This window comes from Lentzea cavernae (assembly GCF_014653695.1).
GTDB lineage: Bacteria > Actinomycetota > Actinomycetes > Mycobacteriales > Pseudonocardiaceae > Lentzea > Lentzea cavernae.
In genome coordinates this window covers 149,587-165,382 of the sequence record NZ_BNAR01000011.1, presented here as the reverse complement: position 1 = coordinate 165,382, position 15,796 = coordinate 149,587, and the positions used below count along the sequence as shown (strand labels likewise).

Annotated in this window: 18 protein-coding genes and 2 tRNA genes; 13 read left to right on the top strand and 7 right to left on the bottom strand. The window is 70.2% G+C overall.

Going from position 1 to position 15,796, the window contains the following annotated elements; genetic code table 11:
• The first annotated feature begins 8 nt into the window (after nt 1–8).
• From IE307_RS31250 to IE307_RS31240, 3 genes are all read left to right on the top strand, one after another.
• On the top strand, nt 9–1,346 hold the full coding sequence (locus IE307_RS31250) for a YheU family protein (protein WP_191302975.1): 1,338 nt from the start codon (nt 9–11) through the stop codon (nt 1,344–1,346).
• Nucleotides 1,347–1,362: 16 nt separating this feature from the next.
• Nucleotides 1,363–1,435 (top strand) — tRNA-Gln (locus IE307_RS31245).
• Between the two features lie 6 nt (nt 1,436–1,441).
• A tRNA-Gln gene (locus tag IE307_RS31240) sits at nt 1,442–1,514 on the top strand.
• Nucleotides 1,515–2,544: 1,030 nt separating this feature from the next.
• Here the strand turns inward: IE307_RS31240 and IE307_RS31235 are convergent.
• Nucleotides 2,545–3,300: an SAM-dependent methyltransferase gene (locus IE307_RS31235; RefSeq protein ID WP_191302974.1), complete on the bottom strand. Its 756-nt coding sequence runs from the start codon at nt 3,298–3,300 to the stop codon at nt 2,545–2,547.
• A gap of 86 nt (nt 3,301–3,386) precedes the next feature.
• Between IE307_RS31235 and IE307_RS31230 the strand changes: the two genes are divergently transcribed.
• Nucleotides 3,387–4,343 (top strand): GNAT family N-acetyltransferase, encoded by a 957-nt coding sequence (locus tag IE307_RS31230; protein ID WP_191302973.1) that lies wholly within the window; start codon nt 3,387–3,389, stop codon nt 4,341–4,343.
• Here IE307_RS31230 and IE307_RS31225 read toward each other — a convergent pair.
• The gene (locus tag IE307_RS31225; RefSeq protein ID WP_191302972.1) at nt 4,340–4,699 is read right to left on the bottom strand and encodes a VOC family protein; all 360 of its coding nucleotides are present in this window, start codon (nt 4,697–4,699) and stop codon (nt 4,340–4,342) included. The two genes, IE307_RS31230 and IE307_RS31225, sit on opposite strands and share 4 nt — an antisense overlap.
• A gap of 135 nt (nt 4,700–4,834) precedes the next feature.
• Here IE307_RS31225 and IE307_RS31220 point away from each other — a divergent pair, with 135 nt between their 5' ends.
• Nucleotides 4,835–6,577, top strand: coding sequence for a proline--tRNA ligase (locus IE307_RS31220; RefSeq protein ID WP_191302971.1), 1,743 nt, complete (start codon nt 4,835–4,837; stop codon nt 6,575–6,577).
• Between the two features lie 165 nt (nt 6,578–6,742).
• On the opposite strand, the gene IE307_RS31215 is transcribed toward IE307_RS31220, so the two are convergent.
• Entirely contained in the window at nt 6,743–7,744 is a 1,002-nt protein-coding gene (locus tag IE307_RS31215) for a DUF8017 domain-containing protein (RefSeq protein WP_191302970.1), read from the bottom strand.
• Between the two features lie 120 nt (nt 7,745–7,864).
• Between IE307_RS31215 and IE307_RS31210 the strand changes: the two genes are divergently transcribed.
• Nucleotides 7,865–8,842, top strand: a complete 978-nt coding sequence (locus IE307_RS31210; protein WP_229905239.1) for a YhgE/Pip domain-containing protein — start codon at nt 7,865–7,867, stop codon at nt 8,840–8,842.
• On the opposite strand, the gene IE307_RS31205 is transcribed toward IE307_RS31210, so the two are convergent.
• On the bottom strand, nt 8,738–9,145 hold the full coding sequence (locus IE307_RS31205; protein WP_191302968.1) for a YjbQ family protein: 408 nt from the start codon (nt 9,143–9,145) through the stop codon (nt 8,738–8,740). The genes IE307_RS31210 and IE307_RS31205 overlap by 105 nt on opposite strands.
• A 4-nt stretch (nt 9,146–9,149) precedes the next feature.
• Entirely contained in the window at nt 9,150–9,707 is a 558-nt protein-coding gene (locus IE307_RS31200; RefSeq protein ID WP_191302967.1) for a sugar O-acetyltransferase, read from the bottom strand.
• A 23-nt stretch (nt 9,708–9,730) separates the two neighbouring features.
• On the opposite strand from IE307_RS31200, the gene IE307_RS31195 reads away from it, so the two are divergent.
• Genes IE307_RS31195 through IE307_RS31180 form a run of 4 tightly spaced genes read left to right on the top strand, consistent with a single transcriptional unit; the run spans nt 9,731 to nt 12,893 of the window.
• Nucleotides 9,731–10,684, top strand: coding sequence for a glycosyltransferase (locus tag IE307_RS31195; RefSeq protein ID WP_191302966.1), 954 nt, complete (start codon nt 9,731–9,733; stop codon nt 10,682–10,684).
• Nucleotides 10,685–10,695: 11 nt separating this feature from the next.
• Nucleotides 10,696–11,160 (top strand): DUF4442 domain-containing protein, encoded by a 465-nt coding sequence (locus IE307_RS31190; RefSeq protein WP_191302965.1) that lies wholly within the window; start codon nt 10,696–10,698, stop codon nt 11,158–11,160.
• The gene (locus IE307_RS31185) at nt 11,153–12,106 is read left to right on the top strand and encodes an aminotransferase class V-fold PLP-dependent enzyme (protein WP_191302964.1); all 954 of its coding nucleotides are present in this window, start codon (nt 11,153–11,155) and stop codon (nt 12,104–12,106) included. Before IE307_RS31190 ends, IE307_RS31185 begins: the two co-directional genes overlap by 8 nt.
• 55 nt (nt 12,107–12,161) lie before the next feature.
• On the top strand, nt 12,162–12,893 hold the full coding sequence (locus IE307_RS31180; RefSeq protein WP_191302963.1) for a hypothetical protein: 732 nt from the start codon (nt 12,162–12,164) through the stop codon (nt 12,891–12,893).
• Here IE307_RS31180 and IE307_RS31175 read toward each other — a convergent pair.
• Both IE307_RS31175 and IE307_RS31170 read right to left on the bottom strand, forming a co-directional pair.
• Complete coding sequence (locus IE307_RS31175) at nt 12,890–13,321, bottom strand: ferritin-like domain-containing protein (protein ID WP_229905238.1); 432 nt, start codon at nt 13,319–13,321, stop codon at nt 12,890–12,892. The two genes, IE307_RS31180 and IE307_RS31175, sit on opposite strands and share 4 nt — an antisense overlap.
• Nucleotides 13,318–13,830, bottom strand: a complete 513-nt coding sequence (locus IE307_RS31170) for a hypothetical protein (protein WP_229905237.1) — start codon at nt 13,828–13,830, stop codon at nt 13,318–13,320. The genes IE307_RS31175 and IE307_RS31170 overlap by 4 nt, the downstream gene beginning before the upstream one ends.
• Before the next feature lie 59 nt (nt 13,831–13,889).
• Here IE307_RS31170 and rimP point away from each other — a divergent pair, with 59 nt between their 5' ends.
• The 3 genes from rimP (at nt 13,890) to IE307_RS31155 (ending at nt 15,793) form a co-directional block, all read left to right on the top strand.
• Nucleotides 13,890–14,414: a ribosome maturation factor RimP gene (rimP, locus tag IE307_RS31165; protein ID WP_191302962.1), complete on the top strand. Its 525-nt coding sequence runs from the start codon at nt 13,890–13,892 to the stop codon at nt 14,412–14,414.
• Nucleotides 14,411–15,424 carry a transcription termination factor NusA gene (gene nusA, locus IE307_RS31160; RefSeq protein WP_191302961.1) on the top strand — a complete coding sequence of 338 codons (1,014 nt, stop codon included), beginning with the start codon at nt 14,411–14,413 and terminating at the stop codon, nt 15,422–15,424. Before rimP ends, nusA begins: the two co-directional genes overlap by 4 nt.
• Before the next feature lie 117 nt (nt 15,425–15,541).
• Nucleotides 15,542–15,793, top strand: a complete 252-nt coding sequence (locus tag IE307_RS31155) for a YlxR family protein (RefSeq protein WP_373306056.1) — start codon at nt 15,542–15,544, stop codon at nt 15,791–15,793.
• The last annotated feature ends 3 nt before the right edge of the window (nt 15,794–15,796 follow it).

The following is a 15,796-nucleotide window of genomic DNA, read 5'->3' as shown; positions in this document are numbered from 1 at the left end:
TGGAAGGCGTGGACGCACTCGACCGCTTGTACCGCTCACTCGACGCCCGGCCGCGCCCCGAGGAGGTGGCCGTCCTCGTGCTGGAGGCGCTGCCGAACCTGACGCGCCCCGAGCGCGCGGTGATCGGCGACGTCGCGGCGCACGCGTCGCGCCGGTTCGGCTTCTCGGGCATGAGCGCCGACTACGCCCGCCCGGTCGGTGCCGCGCGTCAGGTGGCCGCGGCCCGGTCCCTGTTCGGGGTGGACGGTGCCGATGTGGACCCCGACGACCCGATCTCGGTGCTGGAGTTCGCCGCGCTGGCCGGCGCGGAGATCGACTGGGACCCGGCCCGCACGGACTTCCTCACCGACCGGCACAACCGCGACGCCCGCGCCGCCGCCGGCATCGAACTCTCGAAGCGCCAGTACAACAAGCGCTTCCGCATGCTGCGCCGGATGTCCGCGAAGGCCGGACGGCTGGAGCACGCGCGGAGGATGCGCCGCGTGACCCTGTTCGCGGCGGCCGGACTCACCGGCACGATCGACCGCGACAGGTTCCGCGCCGATCCGGACGCGGCGTGCTTCATCGCCTACTACACGGCGCGTCGCAAGCTGCGCCGCGAGTTCGCGCTCTCCGGCCGGGAGAACCCGTTCGACCAGGTCGCGGAGGTGCTGTTCGGGCGCTGCACGGCACGAGAGGGCACCGACTGGGCGATGATCTCGCTGACCTGCCCGTCCCGGGAGGTCCTCGACCGGCTGCGCCCGGACCAGCTCGGCGAACTGCTGGGCCGGTGGTCGGCGGCGACGAGGTCGGTGGCCTTGATGCTCGCCGAGCAGTGGGACTCGTCGGAGATCGACAAGGCCACCATGGTCGTGCGGCGCGGCACCGACTCCTCGAGCTGGAACGCGCTGGCCGGCGCCTTCAACGCCGCGCGCGGCGGCTGGATCGCCTGCCTGCACGCCGCCGGCCTGACGCCGCTGCTCGAGGACGCGTGGCCGGGCAAGGTGATGCGGGTGATGGCCGCCGACCTCGCCGCGTGGCACCGGCAGTCGGGCGGCGGCCTGCACCCGGACACCTCGGTGTGGGCACGGCTTCCGCTGCCGTGGCAGGTCCTCGACGGCACGGCGACGTGCACGCGCGCCGACGTGGAGGCGGCCTGCCACGAGCACCGCGTCGACCCCGCGCGCTCCGGCTGGACGGCACCTCGTCAGCACGGCGGCGTCGCCCGCTTCCGGCCGACACCAGAACTCGTGCACGGCGTGGCCGTGTCGGACCCGTTGTGGGCCATGGTCTTGCGGCGCGCGCACGTGTTCAGCGGCAAGCTCCTGCGCACCGAAGTATTGGGTGGACAGGACCTGCCCGGCTGAGCAGGCTGTAGGGCGTTCGGTGGTAGCTCAGCGGTAGAGCGCCCGGCTCTGGGACCGGGTGGACGCCGGTTCGAGCCCGGCCCGCCGAACGCCTGGAACGCGTAGCTCAGTGGTGGAGCGCCCGGCTCTGGGACCGGGTGGACGCCGGTTCGAGCCCGGCCGTGTTCTCTCAGGCGTGTCTGCGAGGCGCGTTCTGGTCTGTGCAAGCCGCACGGACCGGAGCGCGCCCTTTGCACCACGTTGTCTGTGGCCGCTGGTGGTGCGGTTGTGGATGTTGCCGAGCGGATTCGCGCTCAGGCGGGTGTGTCGTGGGGCTGCTCGCACATCGTTGGAGCCGGTTGTCTGGGTGCCGTGAGGCGTCTTCCCGAGTGTGGATCAGCCAGCCACCGCTCTTGTGCCACGCCGCTGGGGCGCCTGGAGCGTGAGGTGGGCGAGGTTCAGAGTGTCGCGCCATCCGCGCAGCCGGTGGTTGCGTGTGGTGTCGGCCGACGTCCTGAGCCATGTGGCTTGGGCGCTTGCAGCGTGAGGTAGGCGGGCCAAGGGTGCCGTGCTACCCGAGTGTGCCGTGCCACCCGCGCGGCCCGTAATTGCTTGTGGTGTCTTCCCTGCTCTGAGCCGCGCCGCTAGGGCGCCTGCAGCGTGAGGTAGGCGAGGCCCAGCGTGCCGTGCCACCCCGCGCGGCCGGTGGTTGTGTGCGGTGCCGGTTTTCGCCCGAAGTCACGCCGCTAAAGCGCCTGCGACGTCAGAGGTGAGGCTCAGCGTGTCGCGTCATCCGCGCAGCCGGAAGTTGCGCGGGGTGTCGGTCTTCGCTCGGAGCCACACCGCTAGGGCGCCTGCGGCGTCATGTAGGCGAGGCCTAGCGCCTCGTAGCCGGTGATCGCGTGCGGTGTCGGCCTTTGCCCCGCGCCGCTAGGGCGCCTGGAGCGTCAGGTAGGCGGCCCAGTGTGCCGTGCCACCCGCGCGGCCGGTGATCGCGTGCGGTGTCGGCCTTCGTTCTGTGCCGCCCCGCGAGGGCGCTTGCAGCGTGAGGTAGGCGGCCCAATGTGCCGTGCCACCCGCGCAGCTGGTGGTGTCGGCCTTCGTTCTGTGCCACGCCACTAGGGCGCTTACAGCGTGAGGTTGGCGGGGCCGAGCGTGCCGTGCCACCCGCGTGGCCGGTGGTCGCGTGTGGTGTCGGCCTTCGTTCTGAGCCGCCCCGTTAGGGCGCCTGCAGCGTCAGGTAGGCGAGGCCCAGCGTGTTGCGCCACCCGTGTAGCCGGTGGTTGCGGGCGGCGTCGGCCTTCGCCCTGATCTCCGCGGCGTGGTCGGAGTTCGGGTTGGCTTGCAGCCAGCGTTCCCAGGCGAGGCCGTGGCCGTTCTCGAAGACGTCCCACTCGTCGAGGCTCGCCTGTTCGGCGGCGAGCAGGCGGTAGCCGTGGGAGTGGGCCAGGTCGACCAGGTCGGCCAGCGAGCCGTACTGCTCGCGGGGGACCGGCATCGCGGCCAGTTGGGCCTCGGTGGGCTCCTGTTGCCAGAAGCCCTCGCCCAGCAGGAGGCGGCCGCCGGGGGCGAGCAGGTTCCTGACTTTCGCGAGTGCGGTCGCCGTGTGCTGCAACGGGTCTCCGCCCCACACCTGGCTGGCGCCGTTCACGATTACGGCGTTCGCCTGCCTGGCCGGGTGCCACTGGCCCACGTCGGCCACCTGGAGGCTGACGCGGGCGGTCAGGCCGCGTGCGTCGGCGTTGGCTTGCGCGTGGGCGATGTCCGCGGCCTTCAGGTCCACGCCGGTGCCGGTGGCGGTCGGCGCGGCCTCGAGGGTGCGCAGCAGCAACTCCGCCCAGCCGCAGCCGACGTCGACCACGTGGGCGTCGTCGAGCGGCATCAGCGAGTGGATCAGGCGGGTGGCACGTTCCGGGGACAGCGGTCCGTGGAACGTCAGGTCGTCGTGCAGCGGTGCGATCTCTGGTGGTGTCATCGGTCGCAGGATGGCGGCGGCGGCCTTGTGCGGGCAACGCGTTATTCGGTTGTCGGGCTCATCACCTCCCCGTAGCTTCAATCGGCGTGGAACTCGTGTGGCGCCCGCTCACGACAGCGGACATCCCTGTGGTGGCCGCGCTCTACAACGCGGCCGAGGCGGTCGACGACACCGGCGAGCTGTTGTCCGAAGAGGACTTCGCGGAGTCGTTCGGCACCACCGACCTGCCCGGCGGGTCGCTGGCCGTGCTCGTGGGCGGAAGGCTTGCGGGCTATGGACTTGTCGCGTTGCGCGACAACCCCGTGGGCACGCACCGCGTCCGGCTCGACGGGATGGTGCACCCCGGGTTCCGGCGCGAAGGTATCGGACTGCGGCTCCTGCCCCGCCTCATGGAGCTGGCGCGCGGACTTCACAGCGCACGGCACCCAGGCATGCCGCTCACCGTGTGCACCATGGTCGAGAGCCGTTCCGCGGGGCACGTCGCACTGGTCGAGAAGCTCGGGTTCGGCGCCGACCGCCACTTCTACGAGCTGGAGGTGGCACTGGGCGAGTCACTCGCCCAGGCACCGGTCCCGTCCGGATACGAGATCGTGCCGTTCTCCGCGGCTCGTGACGAAGAGGTCCGCCTGGTCAGCAACACGGCGTTCGCCCAGCACTGGGGTTCGGTCGAGCGCAGCCCCCAGGAGTGGGCGGCGTCGTTCACCACCAGCAAGCGGTTCGTTCCGGAAACCTCCTTCCTGGCGCTCTCGCAGGGCGCCGTGGTCGGGTTCGTGCTCGCGAGGCACTACCCGGTCGTCGAGGAGATGACCGGGGTCCGCGAGCTGTGGATCGGCGACGTCGGCACCCTCGAGGAGCACCGCGGGCGTGGTGTCGCTTCGGCCCTGCTGAGCCGCACGCTGGCTCAGGGCGGGGAGAAGGGCTACCAGCGCGCAGGGCTCTCGGTGGACACGGCCAACCCGACCAGTGCGCTCGGCGTGTACGAGCGCGCCGGGTTCGAGGTGGCGCGGACCTGGACCGACTACGGGCTGCCGGTCGCTCCCTAGAGCTCTTCGCCGGGCTGGCCGACGCAGAACTGGTTGCCGTCCGGGTCGGCGAGCACGCTCCAGACGAGGCCGGGGACGCTGTGCACACCGACCTCCGAGGCGCCGAGCGCTTCCAGCCGGGCGACCTCGGCCCTGCGGTCGGGCACGTGCGAGTCGAAGTGGACCCTGTTCTTGCCCGGTGTCGCGTCCGGCACCTGCTGGATGCCGAGCGCGGGACCTGTCTCCGAGCTCGGCGCGAGCACGATGAACTCACCCCAGTCGTTCTGGATCGTGGTGCCCAGAGCGGCGGTCCAGAACTCCGCGAGCTTGCGCGCGTCGCCCGTGTCGATGGTGATCATGTCAATGGTCAGCGGCATGGGAAGGACGCTACTCAGGGGGTCTGACAATTCCGGTTCGCGCAGGTCAGGGCCCAAGCGAAGCACCGCGCGCGATTTCGGGGAACGTCCAACCAGTACGCTGTTTCAACTGCCCGTGAACGAGGAGTACCCACCGTGATCACCAGGATGTCGTCGCTGTTCCTGCGCACCCTTCGCGAGGATCCGGCGGACGCCGAAGTGCCCAGCCACAAGCTGCTGGTGCGCGCCGGCTACGTCCGCCGCGTCGCGCCGGGCGGGTACACCTGGCTGCCGCTGGGGCTCAAGGTCCTGCGCAACATCGAGGCCGTCGTCCGCGAGGAGATGGACGCCTTCGGCGCGCAGGAGATCCAGTTCCCCGCGCTGCTGCCCAAGGAGCCCTACGAGGCGACGAACCGGTGGGAGGAGTACGGCCCCAACCTGTTCCGCCTCAAGGACCGCAAGGGCGCCGACTACCTCCTCGGCCCCACGCACGAGGAGATGTTCACCCTCACCGTGAAGGGCGAGTACAGCTCGTACAAGGACTACCCCGTCACGCTGTACCAGATCCAGACCAAGTACCGCGACGAGGCGCGTCCCCGTGCGGGCATCCTGCGCGGCCGCGAGTTCCTGATGAAGGACTCGTACTCGTTCGACCTCACCGACGAGGGCCTGAGCCAGTCCTACCAGGACCACCGCGACGCCTACATCCGCATCTTCGACCGGCTCGGCCTGGAGTACGTGATCGTTTCCGCCACGTCCGGCGCGATGGGCGGCTCGGCGTCCGAGGAGTTCCTCGCCGTCGCCGAGACGGGCGAGGACACGTTCGTGCGCAGCACCGAGTCGGGTTACGCGGCGAACGTCGAGGCCGTCGCGACCCCCGTGCCCGCCGAGCAGCCGATCGACGACAAGCCCGCGGCGCAGGTGCACCACACGCCCGCGACGCCCACCATCGAGACGCTGGTGGACTTCCTCAACGCGAACACCGACCGCAAGTTCACCGCGGCGGACACGCTGAAGAACGTCCTCGTGAAGGTCAAGCACCCAGGCAAGGACTGGGAGCTGCTCGCGATCGCCGTCCCCGGCGACCGCGAGGTCGACTTCAAGCGCCTCGAGGCTGCTCTCGAACCCGCTGAGGTCGCGATGCTGGAGGCGGCCGACTTCGCCAAGAACACGTTCCTGGTCAAGGGCTACATCGGTCCGGGCGCCATCCAGGCCAACGGCATCCGCTTCCTCGCCGACCCCCGCGTCGTCAAGGGCACCGCGTGGGTCACCGGCGCGGACAAGGCCGACCACCACGTCGTCGACCTGGTCGCGGGCCGCGACTTCACCCCCGACGGCGTCATCGACGTCGCCGAGGTCCGCGAGGGCGACGCCTCCCCGGACGGCAAGGGCGTGCTGGTCGCCGCGCGCGGCATCGAGATCGGCCACATCTTCCAGCTGGGCCGCAAGTACGCGGACGCGTTCTCGCTCGACGCCCTCGGCCCGGACTCCAAGCCCGTCCGCATCACGATGGGCTCGTACGGCGTCGGCGTCTCGCGTCTGGTCGCGGTCATCGCGGAGCAGTCGCACGACGAGCGCGGCCTGATCTGGCCCCGCAACGTCGCGCCCGCCGACGTCCACGTCGTCGTGGCCGGCAAGGACGAGACGCTGACGAACGCCGGCGAGGACTTCGCGAAGCAGCTCAGCGCCAAGGGGCTCAAGGTGCTGCTGGACGACCGCAAGGCCAGCCCCGGCGTGAAGTTCGCGGACGCCGAGCTCGTCGGCATCCCGACGATCCTGGTGATCGGTCGCGGGTTGAAGGACGGCAACGTCGAGGTCAAGGACCGCCGCTCGGGCGAGCGGGTCGAGGTGCCGGTCGCGGAGGCCGTCGACCACCTCGTGCGGGTCGTCACCGGCTGATTTCGCTCGTGGACGCCGGGTCGCGCCTTCGGGTGCGGCCCGGCGTTCGGCGTTTCCGGGCCGTAGCGGTGCAGGGCTTGCTCAGGTCCGGGTGCGGAACCGGCGGCGTGCGCCTCGAGAGCGGTGTGCGCCGCCGTCGTCCGGGACGGCGGCGCGGGGCAGGGCCTACGAGGTCGGGATCAGGGAGTCGGCCATCTTCTGCAGGTCGGACTCCTTGGGCAGGGGCGGGGTGGTGCCGCCTCCGCCGCCCTCCAGGTCGCCGTTGATGGCCAGCACGTGCAGCTTGTTGCTGCCGTTGAGGACGACGACCTTGACCATGCCCTTGCTGGCCAGGCACTTGTTGCCGGTCTGCGTGACGGTGGCGTCGATCTGCACGCCGTCGATGGTGACCTTCTTGCCGTCCTTCTGGGTGTGCTGGATCTTCACCGGCTTGGGCTCGGTCGTCGTCACCTCGGGGTTGCCGCCCGACGAGTAGTACTGCGTGGCGAGGGCCTTGGTGAAGTCGGTGGCGGCCTTGTTGATGTCGCTCTTCGGGAGCAGCGTGCCGCCGTTGGTGCCCTTGGTGAACGGCTTGCCCTCGCAGGTGTAGTCGCCGTAGGTGGTGATGCCGGACAGCGAGATGCCCGGGATGCCCTCCACCGGCACCTTGGCGTCGGCGATGATGTCCCAGTTCTTCGGAACCTCGTAGTTGTAGCCGAGCGTCGTCTCGACGCACTGCACGCCCTCGTTCTTCGGGCACGCGGCGTCGGTCGGTTGCGCGGAGGTGCTGGACGAGGTGGACGGGCCCGGTTGCGCCGTGGTGCCGCTGTCGCGGTTGGACATCAGGAACCACGTGAGGCCGCCGCCGACGAGCAGCACCAGTACGACGGCGCCGAGCACCAGCCAGAGCGTCTTGTTGCTCTTCTTCGGCGGCTCGTTGTCGAAGCCGCCGTACACGCCGAGACCGCCGTACCCGCCGTGGCCCTGCTGCGGGAACTGACCCTGGTCCCCGTAGTCGCCCTGCTGCGGGAAACCGCCGGTCTGGGGGTAGCCACCGGTCTGCGGGTAGCCGCCCGTCTGGTAGCCACCAGTCGGGTAGCCGCCGCTCTGGTAGTCACCCTGTTGCTGCTGGCCCCAGCCCTGCTGGTCGTTCCAGCCGCCCTGTCCGCCGCCACCTGGGTACGTCACGGGCGAAACGGTACCTGGTGGGTCTGACAGCGGGTTAATTCATCAAGCGTTGACTTCACGAGCCGGCGAGGCGTAGCGTCCTCGCTAAATTCAACGCTTGATGAACTGAGGAGGCAGATGATGCGCACCGCACTGGTCACCGCCGTCGCAGGTGCGGTGGTGGCGTTCCTCCTGGGGCTGCTGACCTTCGGCGTGCAGGCGACCGCGCACCCGCACGACGTCCCGCTCGCCGTCGTGGCACCCCCGCCGATCGCCGAACGGGTCGCCGGAGCCGGCTCGGCCGAGGTCGACGTCAGGGTCGTGTCCGCGGACGAGGCCCGGACCCTGTTGCGGGACAAGGAGGTCTACGGGGTTCTGGAGATTGCCCCCGGCCAGGCGACGATCCGGCTGAACCCCGCGGTCAACCCGTCCGGCACGCAGGTCGCGCAGCAGGTCCTGACCGGCGTCGCGCAGGGAGCAGGGCTGCCGGTGAAGGTCGAGACCCAGGCGGTGTCCGCCGCCGAACGCACGGCGCCGCTCGCCGCGAGCGCGCTGCTGTGGGTCGGCGGAATGGTCGCCGGACTGCTGTTCGTGGTGTTGAAGGGCCGCAGGCTGAGATGGCTCTCGGCGTTGACCACCGCCGTGCTCATCACCGGCTCGACGGTGGGACTGCTGGCCTGGTGGGGCGTCACGTTCGACGCGACGGCGCTCGCGTTCCTGCTCGCCGTCGCCGTGGCGTTCGCACTGCTGCAGGCCGGGTTGTTCCAGCGCCTCGGCATCCGCGCGATGGGCGTCCTCGGCCTGCTCTACCTGATGGCGCCGGCGGTCGCGGGTCAGGTGCCGGAGCTGCTCAACCCGGTCTACAGGGCGGTCCTGTGGTCGTGGACGCCGTTCCGGTTCTCGGCGGAAGGCCTGCGCAGCCTCATGTACGACGGGTCCGTGAGCACCGAGTGGTGGGTGTTCGGCGGGATCGCGGTCGTGGGGCTCGTGCTGCTAGCCGTGAAGAAAGCCGAACTAGCCGGCAAGAAAGCTCAGACGGACCGTGCGGACGGGATTGTCGACGTTGGTGTCGACGAGGCAGATGGACTGCCACGTGCCGAGCGTCAGCACACCGCCTAGAACCGGGATCGTCGCGTAAGGCGGCACCAGTGCGGGCATCACGTGGTCACGGCCGTGGCCAGGGGTGCCGTGCCGGTGCCGCCACTTCACGTCGCGGGGCAGGATGCGCTCCAACGCGGTCAGCAGGTCGTCGTCACTGCCCGCGCCCGTCTCGATGATGGCGACGCCCGCCGTCGCGTGGGGCACCCACACGTGCAACAGGCCGTCGCCGTCCTCGCTGTCGAGGAAACGCTCACACTCCCGCGTCAGGTCGTGGACGACCTCGTCGGAGCCGGTGCGGATCTGGATCTCCTCGCTGCGCATGACCTCAGATCTTACGAACGACCCGTGCGGGGTTGCCGACCGCGAGCACGTGAGCAGGCAGATCACGCGTCACGACACTGCCCGCGCCCACGACCGTGTTGTTGCCGATGGTCACGCCGGGGCACACGATCACGCCGCCGCCGAACCACACCTTGTCGCCGATGACGATCGGCGCGGTCGTCTCCCAGCCCGCGATGCGCGCGTCGTGGTCCTCGATCGGGTGCAACGCGGTCAGCAGCTGCACGTTCGGGCCCATCATCACGTGGTCGCCGATGGTCACCGGGCCGCAGTCGAGGATGACGCCGCCGTAGTTCATGAAGCTGTGCGCACCGACGCGCGTGTTGTAGCCGTACTCGATCTGCAGCCGCTGCATGAACGTCGAGTTCTCGCCGATCTCCGCGACGAACCCCTTGAGGATCGCGTACATCCCGTCGAGGTCCTCGGGGTCGTGCGCGTTGAACCGGGCCATCTCGCGCCAGCCGCGGCGCCGGTCCGCGTCCAGCTCGGGGTCCGCCGGCAGGTAGGGCTCGCCGTTGATCATCTTCTCGCGCTGGGTTCCCATGGGAGATCAGTATCGTCACGGGCATGCGCGTGCTCTTCGCCAGCATGGCCACCGTCGGCCACACGTACCCGTTGATCCCGTTGGCGCAGGCGATGCACAAGGCGGGGCACGAGGTGCACTTCGCGGTCGGCGAGGAGATGCACCCGGTGCTCGGGAAGCTCGGGCTGCGGCCGTTCCGGCCGGGGCTGGTGTTCGGGGAGATCTACGCCGAGGACATCGCGCAGGAGCTGGAGCGGCTGCTGCCCGACCTCGTGATCGGCGAGTGGGCGGTGCCGGAGGTCTTCTCCGAGGCACGCCGCCGCGGGTTTCCCGCGCTGTGGCACGGGTTCGGGCGGATGTTCCCCGACGGCATCGGCCTCGTGCGGCCCACCGGCGGGCGGCACCTCGACATCTGCCCGCCCTCGCTGCAGGACCCCGCCTTCCTGCGCGAGGACCGGATCCCGCTGCGGCCCGTGCCGTTCTCGCCGCCCGGTGACGTGCCGGTGCGCACCGCCGGGAAGCTGATCTACCTCACGCTCGGCACGGCGTTCGGCACGCGGGAGCTGCTCGCCGAGGCGGTGGTGGGGCTCGGCAAGCTCACCGAGGCGCAGGTGGTCGTGGCCGCGCCGCACGTGGAGCTCGCCAGACTGCCGCCGAACGTGGCGGTGTACCCGTGGCTGCCCCAGGCGGAGGTGCTCCGGTACGCGGACGTCGCCGTGCACCACGGAGGAAGCGGCACGATGCTGGGCGCTCTCGCCGCCGGGGTGCCCCAGGTGGTGCTGCCGCAGGGGGCCGACCAGTTCGGCAACGCCGACGCGCTCGTGTCCGCCGGCGCGGCGCTGCGGCCGTCCGCGTTCAGCGCCGGGCTGATCGCGGACGGCGTGCGGCAGCTGTTCGCGGACTCGTCGTACCGCGAAGCCGCTGGTCAGATAGCCCGGGAGATACGTCACACGCCTTCGCCGGAGGAAGTTGCGGCCAGTCTGGGGAGAGTTGTGTAACACTGTTTTTTATGAAGGCAAGCCGCCTGCGCTTCGGGATGAACCTGTGGCCGCCGTTCCTGTTCGCCGGCATCCGCGTCGAGGAGATCTCCGCGGACTACCGGTACGCGCGTGTGCGGATGCGTCTGCGCCCGTGGAACCGCAACTTCTTCGGCACCCACTTCGGCGGCTCGCTGTTCGCGATGACCGACCCGTTCTGGGTGTTGTTGCTGTTCAACCAGCTCAAGGGTGAGCACGTGGTGTGGGACCGGGCCGGCGAGATCGAGTTCGTCGCCCCCGGCCGCGGCACCGTGACCGCGGAGTTCCGGCTGACCGACGAGCACGTCGAGCAGGTGCTGGAGCGGACCAGGGGCAGCGAGAAGGCTTTGATCTGGTTCGACACGGACGTCGTCGGGCAGGATGGGACCGTGATCGCACGGGTGAAGAAGCAGGTCTACGCGCGCCGCAAGCGCGACAAGCAGCTCGCGCATGCGTGAGGCCTTCGGAGCGGTTTTCGACGTCCAGCCGGGTTACCTGAACACGGCGTCCATCGGGGTGCCGCCGCGGCACGTCGCCGACGCGGTGATGGCGTCGCACGAGCGGTGGCGGCGCGGCGAGGACACGTCGTCCACGTTCAACGAGGTCGTGGAGACCTCCCGCGAGGCGTTCGGGCGGCTGGTGGGGGTGCCCGCGGCGTCGGTGGCCTGTGGCGCCACGGTGTCGCAGTTCGTGTCGCTGGTGGCGCAGTCGCTCCCGGCCGGGTCCAAGGTCTTCGCGGACCCCGGCGACTTCACGAGCGTCACCCTGCCGTTCGTCGCCGCCGGGCACGAGATCGTGTCCACAGTGGACGAGGCGGATCTCGTCGCACTGAGCGTGGTCCAGAGCGCCGACGGGACGATCGCGGACCTCGACGCGCTCAGGGCGTCCGGCAAACCGGTTCTGTTCGACGTGTCGCAGGCCGCCGGGTGGATGCCGTTGTCGTTGGCGTGGGCCGATTTCGTCGTCGGCGTGGCCTACAAGTGGCTGATGGCGCCGCGCGGCGCGGCCTGGATGGCGGTGCGGCCGGACCGGATGGAGTCCCTCAAGCCGTTGGCGGCCAACTGGTACAGCACGGGCGAGAACTACGGCACCGACTTGGTGCTCCGTCCGGACGCACGGCGGTTCGACCTCTCGCCGACGTGGTTCTCACACGTCGGTGCGGCGGTCGCGCTCCCGTGGGTGGCCTCTTTGGACCTCGATGCCGTGCGCGCGCATTGCGTGAGCCTGACGGATCGCCTCCTCATCGGACTGGGCCTGCCGCCCAACGGCTCGGCGATCGTCTCAGTCGGCGCGCCGCCCGCGGAAGGTGTCGTTTCCTCGGTCCGCGCTGGTCGCACGCGGTATGCATGTCACATGTACAACACGATCGAGGACGTTGATCGGGTGCTCGAAGCGCTCACCTGACTGCCGTCCGTTACCGTGGGTCCTTGTGTCGGAACCACGCCAGTCACCTGAAGAGGTGACCCAGAACCTGCCTCGCTTCCCACCGAGGCCCACCGACACCGCGCCGTTGTACCCGGCCGACGAGCTGATGAAGCTGCAGTCGATCATGGACAACCGCCCGGGGCAGCCCCTGCCCCCGCCGCCGCCTGCCGCCCGGAGCAAGACGACCTGGGTGGGCAAGGCGCTGGCGCTCGTCGGCGTCGCGGTGGTGTCGGGGTTCGTGTGGTGGGTGCTGCAGCCGTCGGACCCCGTCGACCAGCAGGTCGCGAAACCGCAGAAGACCGCGGGGGAGTACGAGTTCACCACCGTGCCGGAGTTGCCGGAACCGGTGAAGGACAGCGACTGCGCCGCCCACGCCACGAGCCAGACGCAGGCGTTCTTCAAGACCACGCCGTGCGTCCAGCTCACGCGGGCCTTCTACACGGCCAAGTTGCCGAACGGCAGCACCGTCTACTCGTCGGTGTCCGTGGTGAAGATGAAGTCGACCGACGAGGCCCGGCAACTGCGGGAGCTGACCCAGAAGGACGGCACCGGCAACGTCAAGGACCTGGTGCTGGACAAGGCCATCAGCGTGCCGCCGCTGACCACGCTGGCCAACGGCGGCTACGCCTCCGAGCAGCGCGACCAGCTGGTCGTGATCGTCGAGTCCGACTCGCCGACCAGGGGCGCCGACGCGCTCGCGCACAACAAGGAGATGAAGAAGGTCTCCAACGACGCGATCAGGCTCGCGTCCTCCTTCGGGAACTAGCCCGACGCGACACCCGGCATCGTGATCGATGCCGGGGTCGTGCCGGCGGCCTTGCGCCACCGGGTCGCCCGCACGGCCGCGGTCGTCAACGCCTCCAGCGCCGACGTGCGCAGCCCAGAGTCGTCGGTCCGCTCGAGAACACCTCGCCACGCGGCGCACGTGTCCTGCTCGACGGCGACCAGCGCGGCGAGCGCGGAAGGCCCGTCGGACACCGGCGCCGGCGGCAGGTACGCGGCCGCAGGGGGGTTCGGCGTGGCGGTGTGGTCGCGCAGCCACCGCTCGGTCGTGTCCCGGCGGGCCCGGTGCAGGTTCGCGCCCTCCGCGACGGCGGCCGCCTGCTCGCCGCCCAGGAACGCCGCCACCATGCCGTAGGTCCACAACGCCGCGTGCTCGGTGCCGAGCGCGGTCTGGACGGCGTCCACGTTCACGCGAGCACCTCCCGCAGCGAGGCGCAGCCCGCGGCCACCGAGCCGACGAGGCCGGCGCGGTGGGCGGGCAGCGAGGCGACGACGGCCGAGGCCTCGCGGACGGCCTCGTCGAGCGCGGTCCGCAGCGCCGCCAGCGGGTCCGGTGGCGTGGGCGGTGAGGTGGGGGCGGGCGGTGCCGTGGACGACAGCGGCGGGCGTTCCCGGTCGACCTCGGCCTGCAGCAGTGAGGCGTGCGTCTCACGGGCCTTCGCGATCTCCGCCGCGGCGGGCACCGCCGTCAGTCCCTGGGCCAGCTTGGCGTCCGCACGCGCCTGCGCGGCGAGGGCCGACAGCGGGTCCGGTGGCGGTGGCGGCGGGGGTTCTGCGGTGCACGCGACGGCGAGCGGTGCGGCTGCCACCGCGAACAGCACCCGGCGGCGGCTGACCGATTCGGAGATCACGCGGCCCATGTTGCCAGCAGCCGTGCGGGTCGGTGGGAGCCGGGCGAACGAGATAGTCTGGTCGTCCACGGCCGCCGGAAACAGCGTCGGCCGGGGTTTTCATGCGTTCGAACTGAAGGAGACACCACGTGTCCAGCCCGCCGCGCGGAGAGCTTTCCGCGCAGCTTGCACCCGTTGTGCGGGAAGCTCTCGAAGCCGCCGGCTTCGACCTCGACGCGCTCGACGTGAATCAGGCTGGGCGCCGCCGTCTGGTCAAGGTCGTCGTGGACGGTGAGGACGGCATCGGGCTCGACGAGGTCGCCGAGGCGAGCCGCGTTGTCTCCGCCGCGCTCGACGAGCACGACCACATCATCAACGGGCCGTACACCCTCGAGGTCACCTCGCCGGGTGTCGACCGCCCGCTCACCCGTCCGCGCCACTGGAAGCGTGCGCACCTGCGTCTCGTGAAGATCAAGCAGCCGGAGAAGGCCGAGTGGTTCGGCCGGGTCGGCGAGTGCGACGAGACCGGGGTCGAGCTGCTGCACCAGGGCGAGCTGCGGCGCGTGGAGTACCGACACGTCGAACGCGCGGTCATGGAGATCGAGTTCAAGCAGCCGCCGGTCGAGGAACTGGCTCGGCTCACTCGGAAGACACCGGAGGAGGAGCCGAGGTGAACGTCGACATCGCCGCCCTGAGGGCGATCGAACGTGAGAAGGACATCCCCTTCGAGACGGTCCTGGAGGCGATCGAGTCAGCACTGCTGACCGCCTACAAGCACACCGAAGGACACGCCACGCACTCGCGCGTGGAGATCGACCGCAAGTCCGGCGTCGTGCGCGTGCTCGCGCAGGACCTGGGTCCGGACGGCTCGGTCCAGGAGGAGTGGGACGACACTCCCGAAGGCTTCGGCCGCATCGCGGCCACCACGGCGCGCCAGGTCATCCTGCAGCGCCTGCGCGACGCGGAGCACGAGCGCACGTTCGGCGAGTTCGCGGCCAAGGAGGGCGAGATCATCGCGGGAGTCGTCCAGCGCGACGCCCGTGCGAACGCCCGCGGCATGGTCGTCGTCCAGGTGGGCGACACCGAGGGGGTGCTGCCGCCGGCCGAGCAGGTGCCGGGCGAGCAGTACAACCACGGCGAGCGCATCAAGTGCTACGTCGTGAGCGTCTCCCGCGGCGCCCGCGGGCCGCAGATCGCCCTCTCGCGCACCCACCCGAACCTCGTGCGGCGGCTGTTCGCCCTCGAGGTCCCGGAGATCGCGGACGGCACCGTGGAGATCCCCGCGGTGGCACGTGAGGCAGGTCACCGTTCGAAGATCGCGGTGAAATCAACGGTTGCCGGAGTCAACGCCAAGGGCGCCTGCATCGGCCCGATGGGTGCCCGTGTGCGCAACGTCATGCACGAGCTCGGTGGCGAGAAGATCGACATCATCGACCACTCGGACGACCCCGCCACTTTCGTCGGGAATGCTTTGTCACCAGCGAAGGTTGTGTCGGTGCGGGTGCTCGACGAGCGTGCCAAGACGGCGCGTGTCGTGGTGCCGGACTTCCAGCTCTCGCTGGCGATCGGCAAGGAGGGGCAGAACGCCCGCCTGGCCGCCCGTCTGACGGGCTGGCGCATCGACATCCGCAGTGACGCGGAGGCTCCCGCGGCCGGTGCGGTCACATCCGGTTCGGCTGAATGAGCTCCAGGGGATAGAATTATCAACGGTTCAACGTCGGGATCGGTTTCCCAGCACATCGGCCCTGTTCGTACGTGTATCGGATGCCGTACCCGGACGTTGCCGTCTGAGCTGCTGCGTGTGGTCGCGGTGGACGGTTCGGTGGTTCCGGACGTTCATCGGCGGCTTCCTGGTCGAGGTGCTTGGTTGCATTTCGATCTCGAATGTCTCCGCAACGCCGAGCGGCGACGGGCGTTCTCGCGGGCCCTCAAGGTCCAGGGAGCACTCGACGTCGCTTCGCTGCGCGAGCACGTGGAGCGGCAGCAAGGGAACTTGGCCTCGGGACAGCCCCGCGGCCAACAAGCATCAAGGAAGCAGGTCGACCCGTCATGAGTC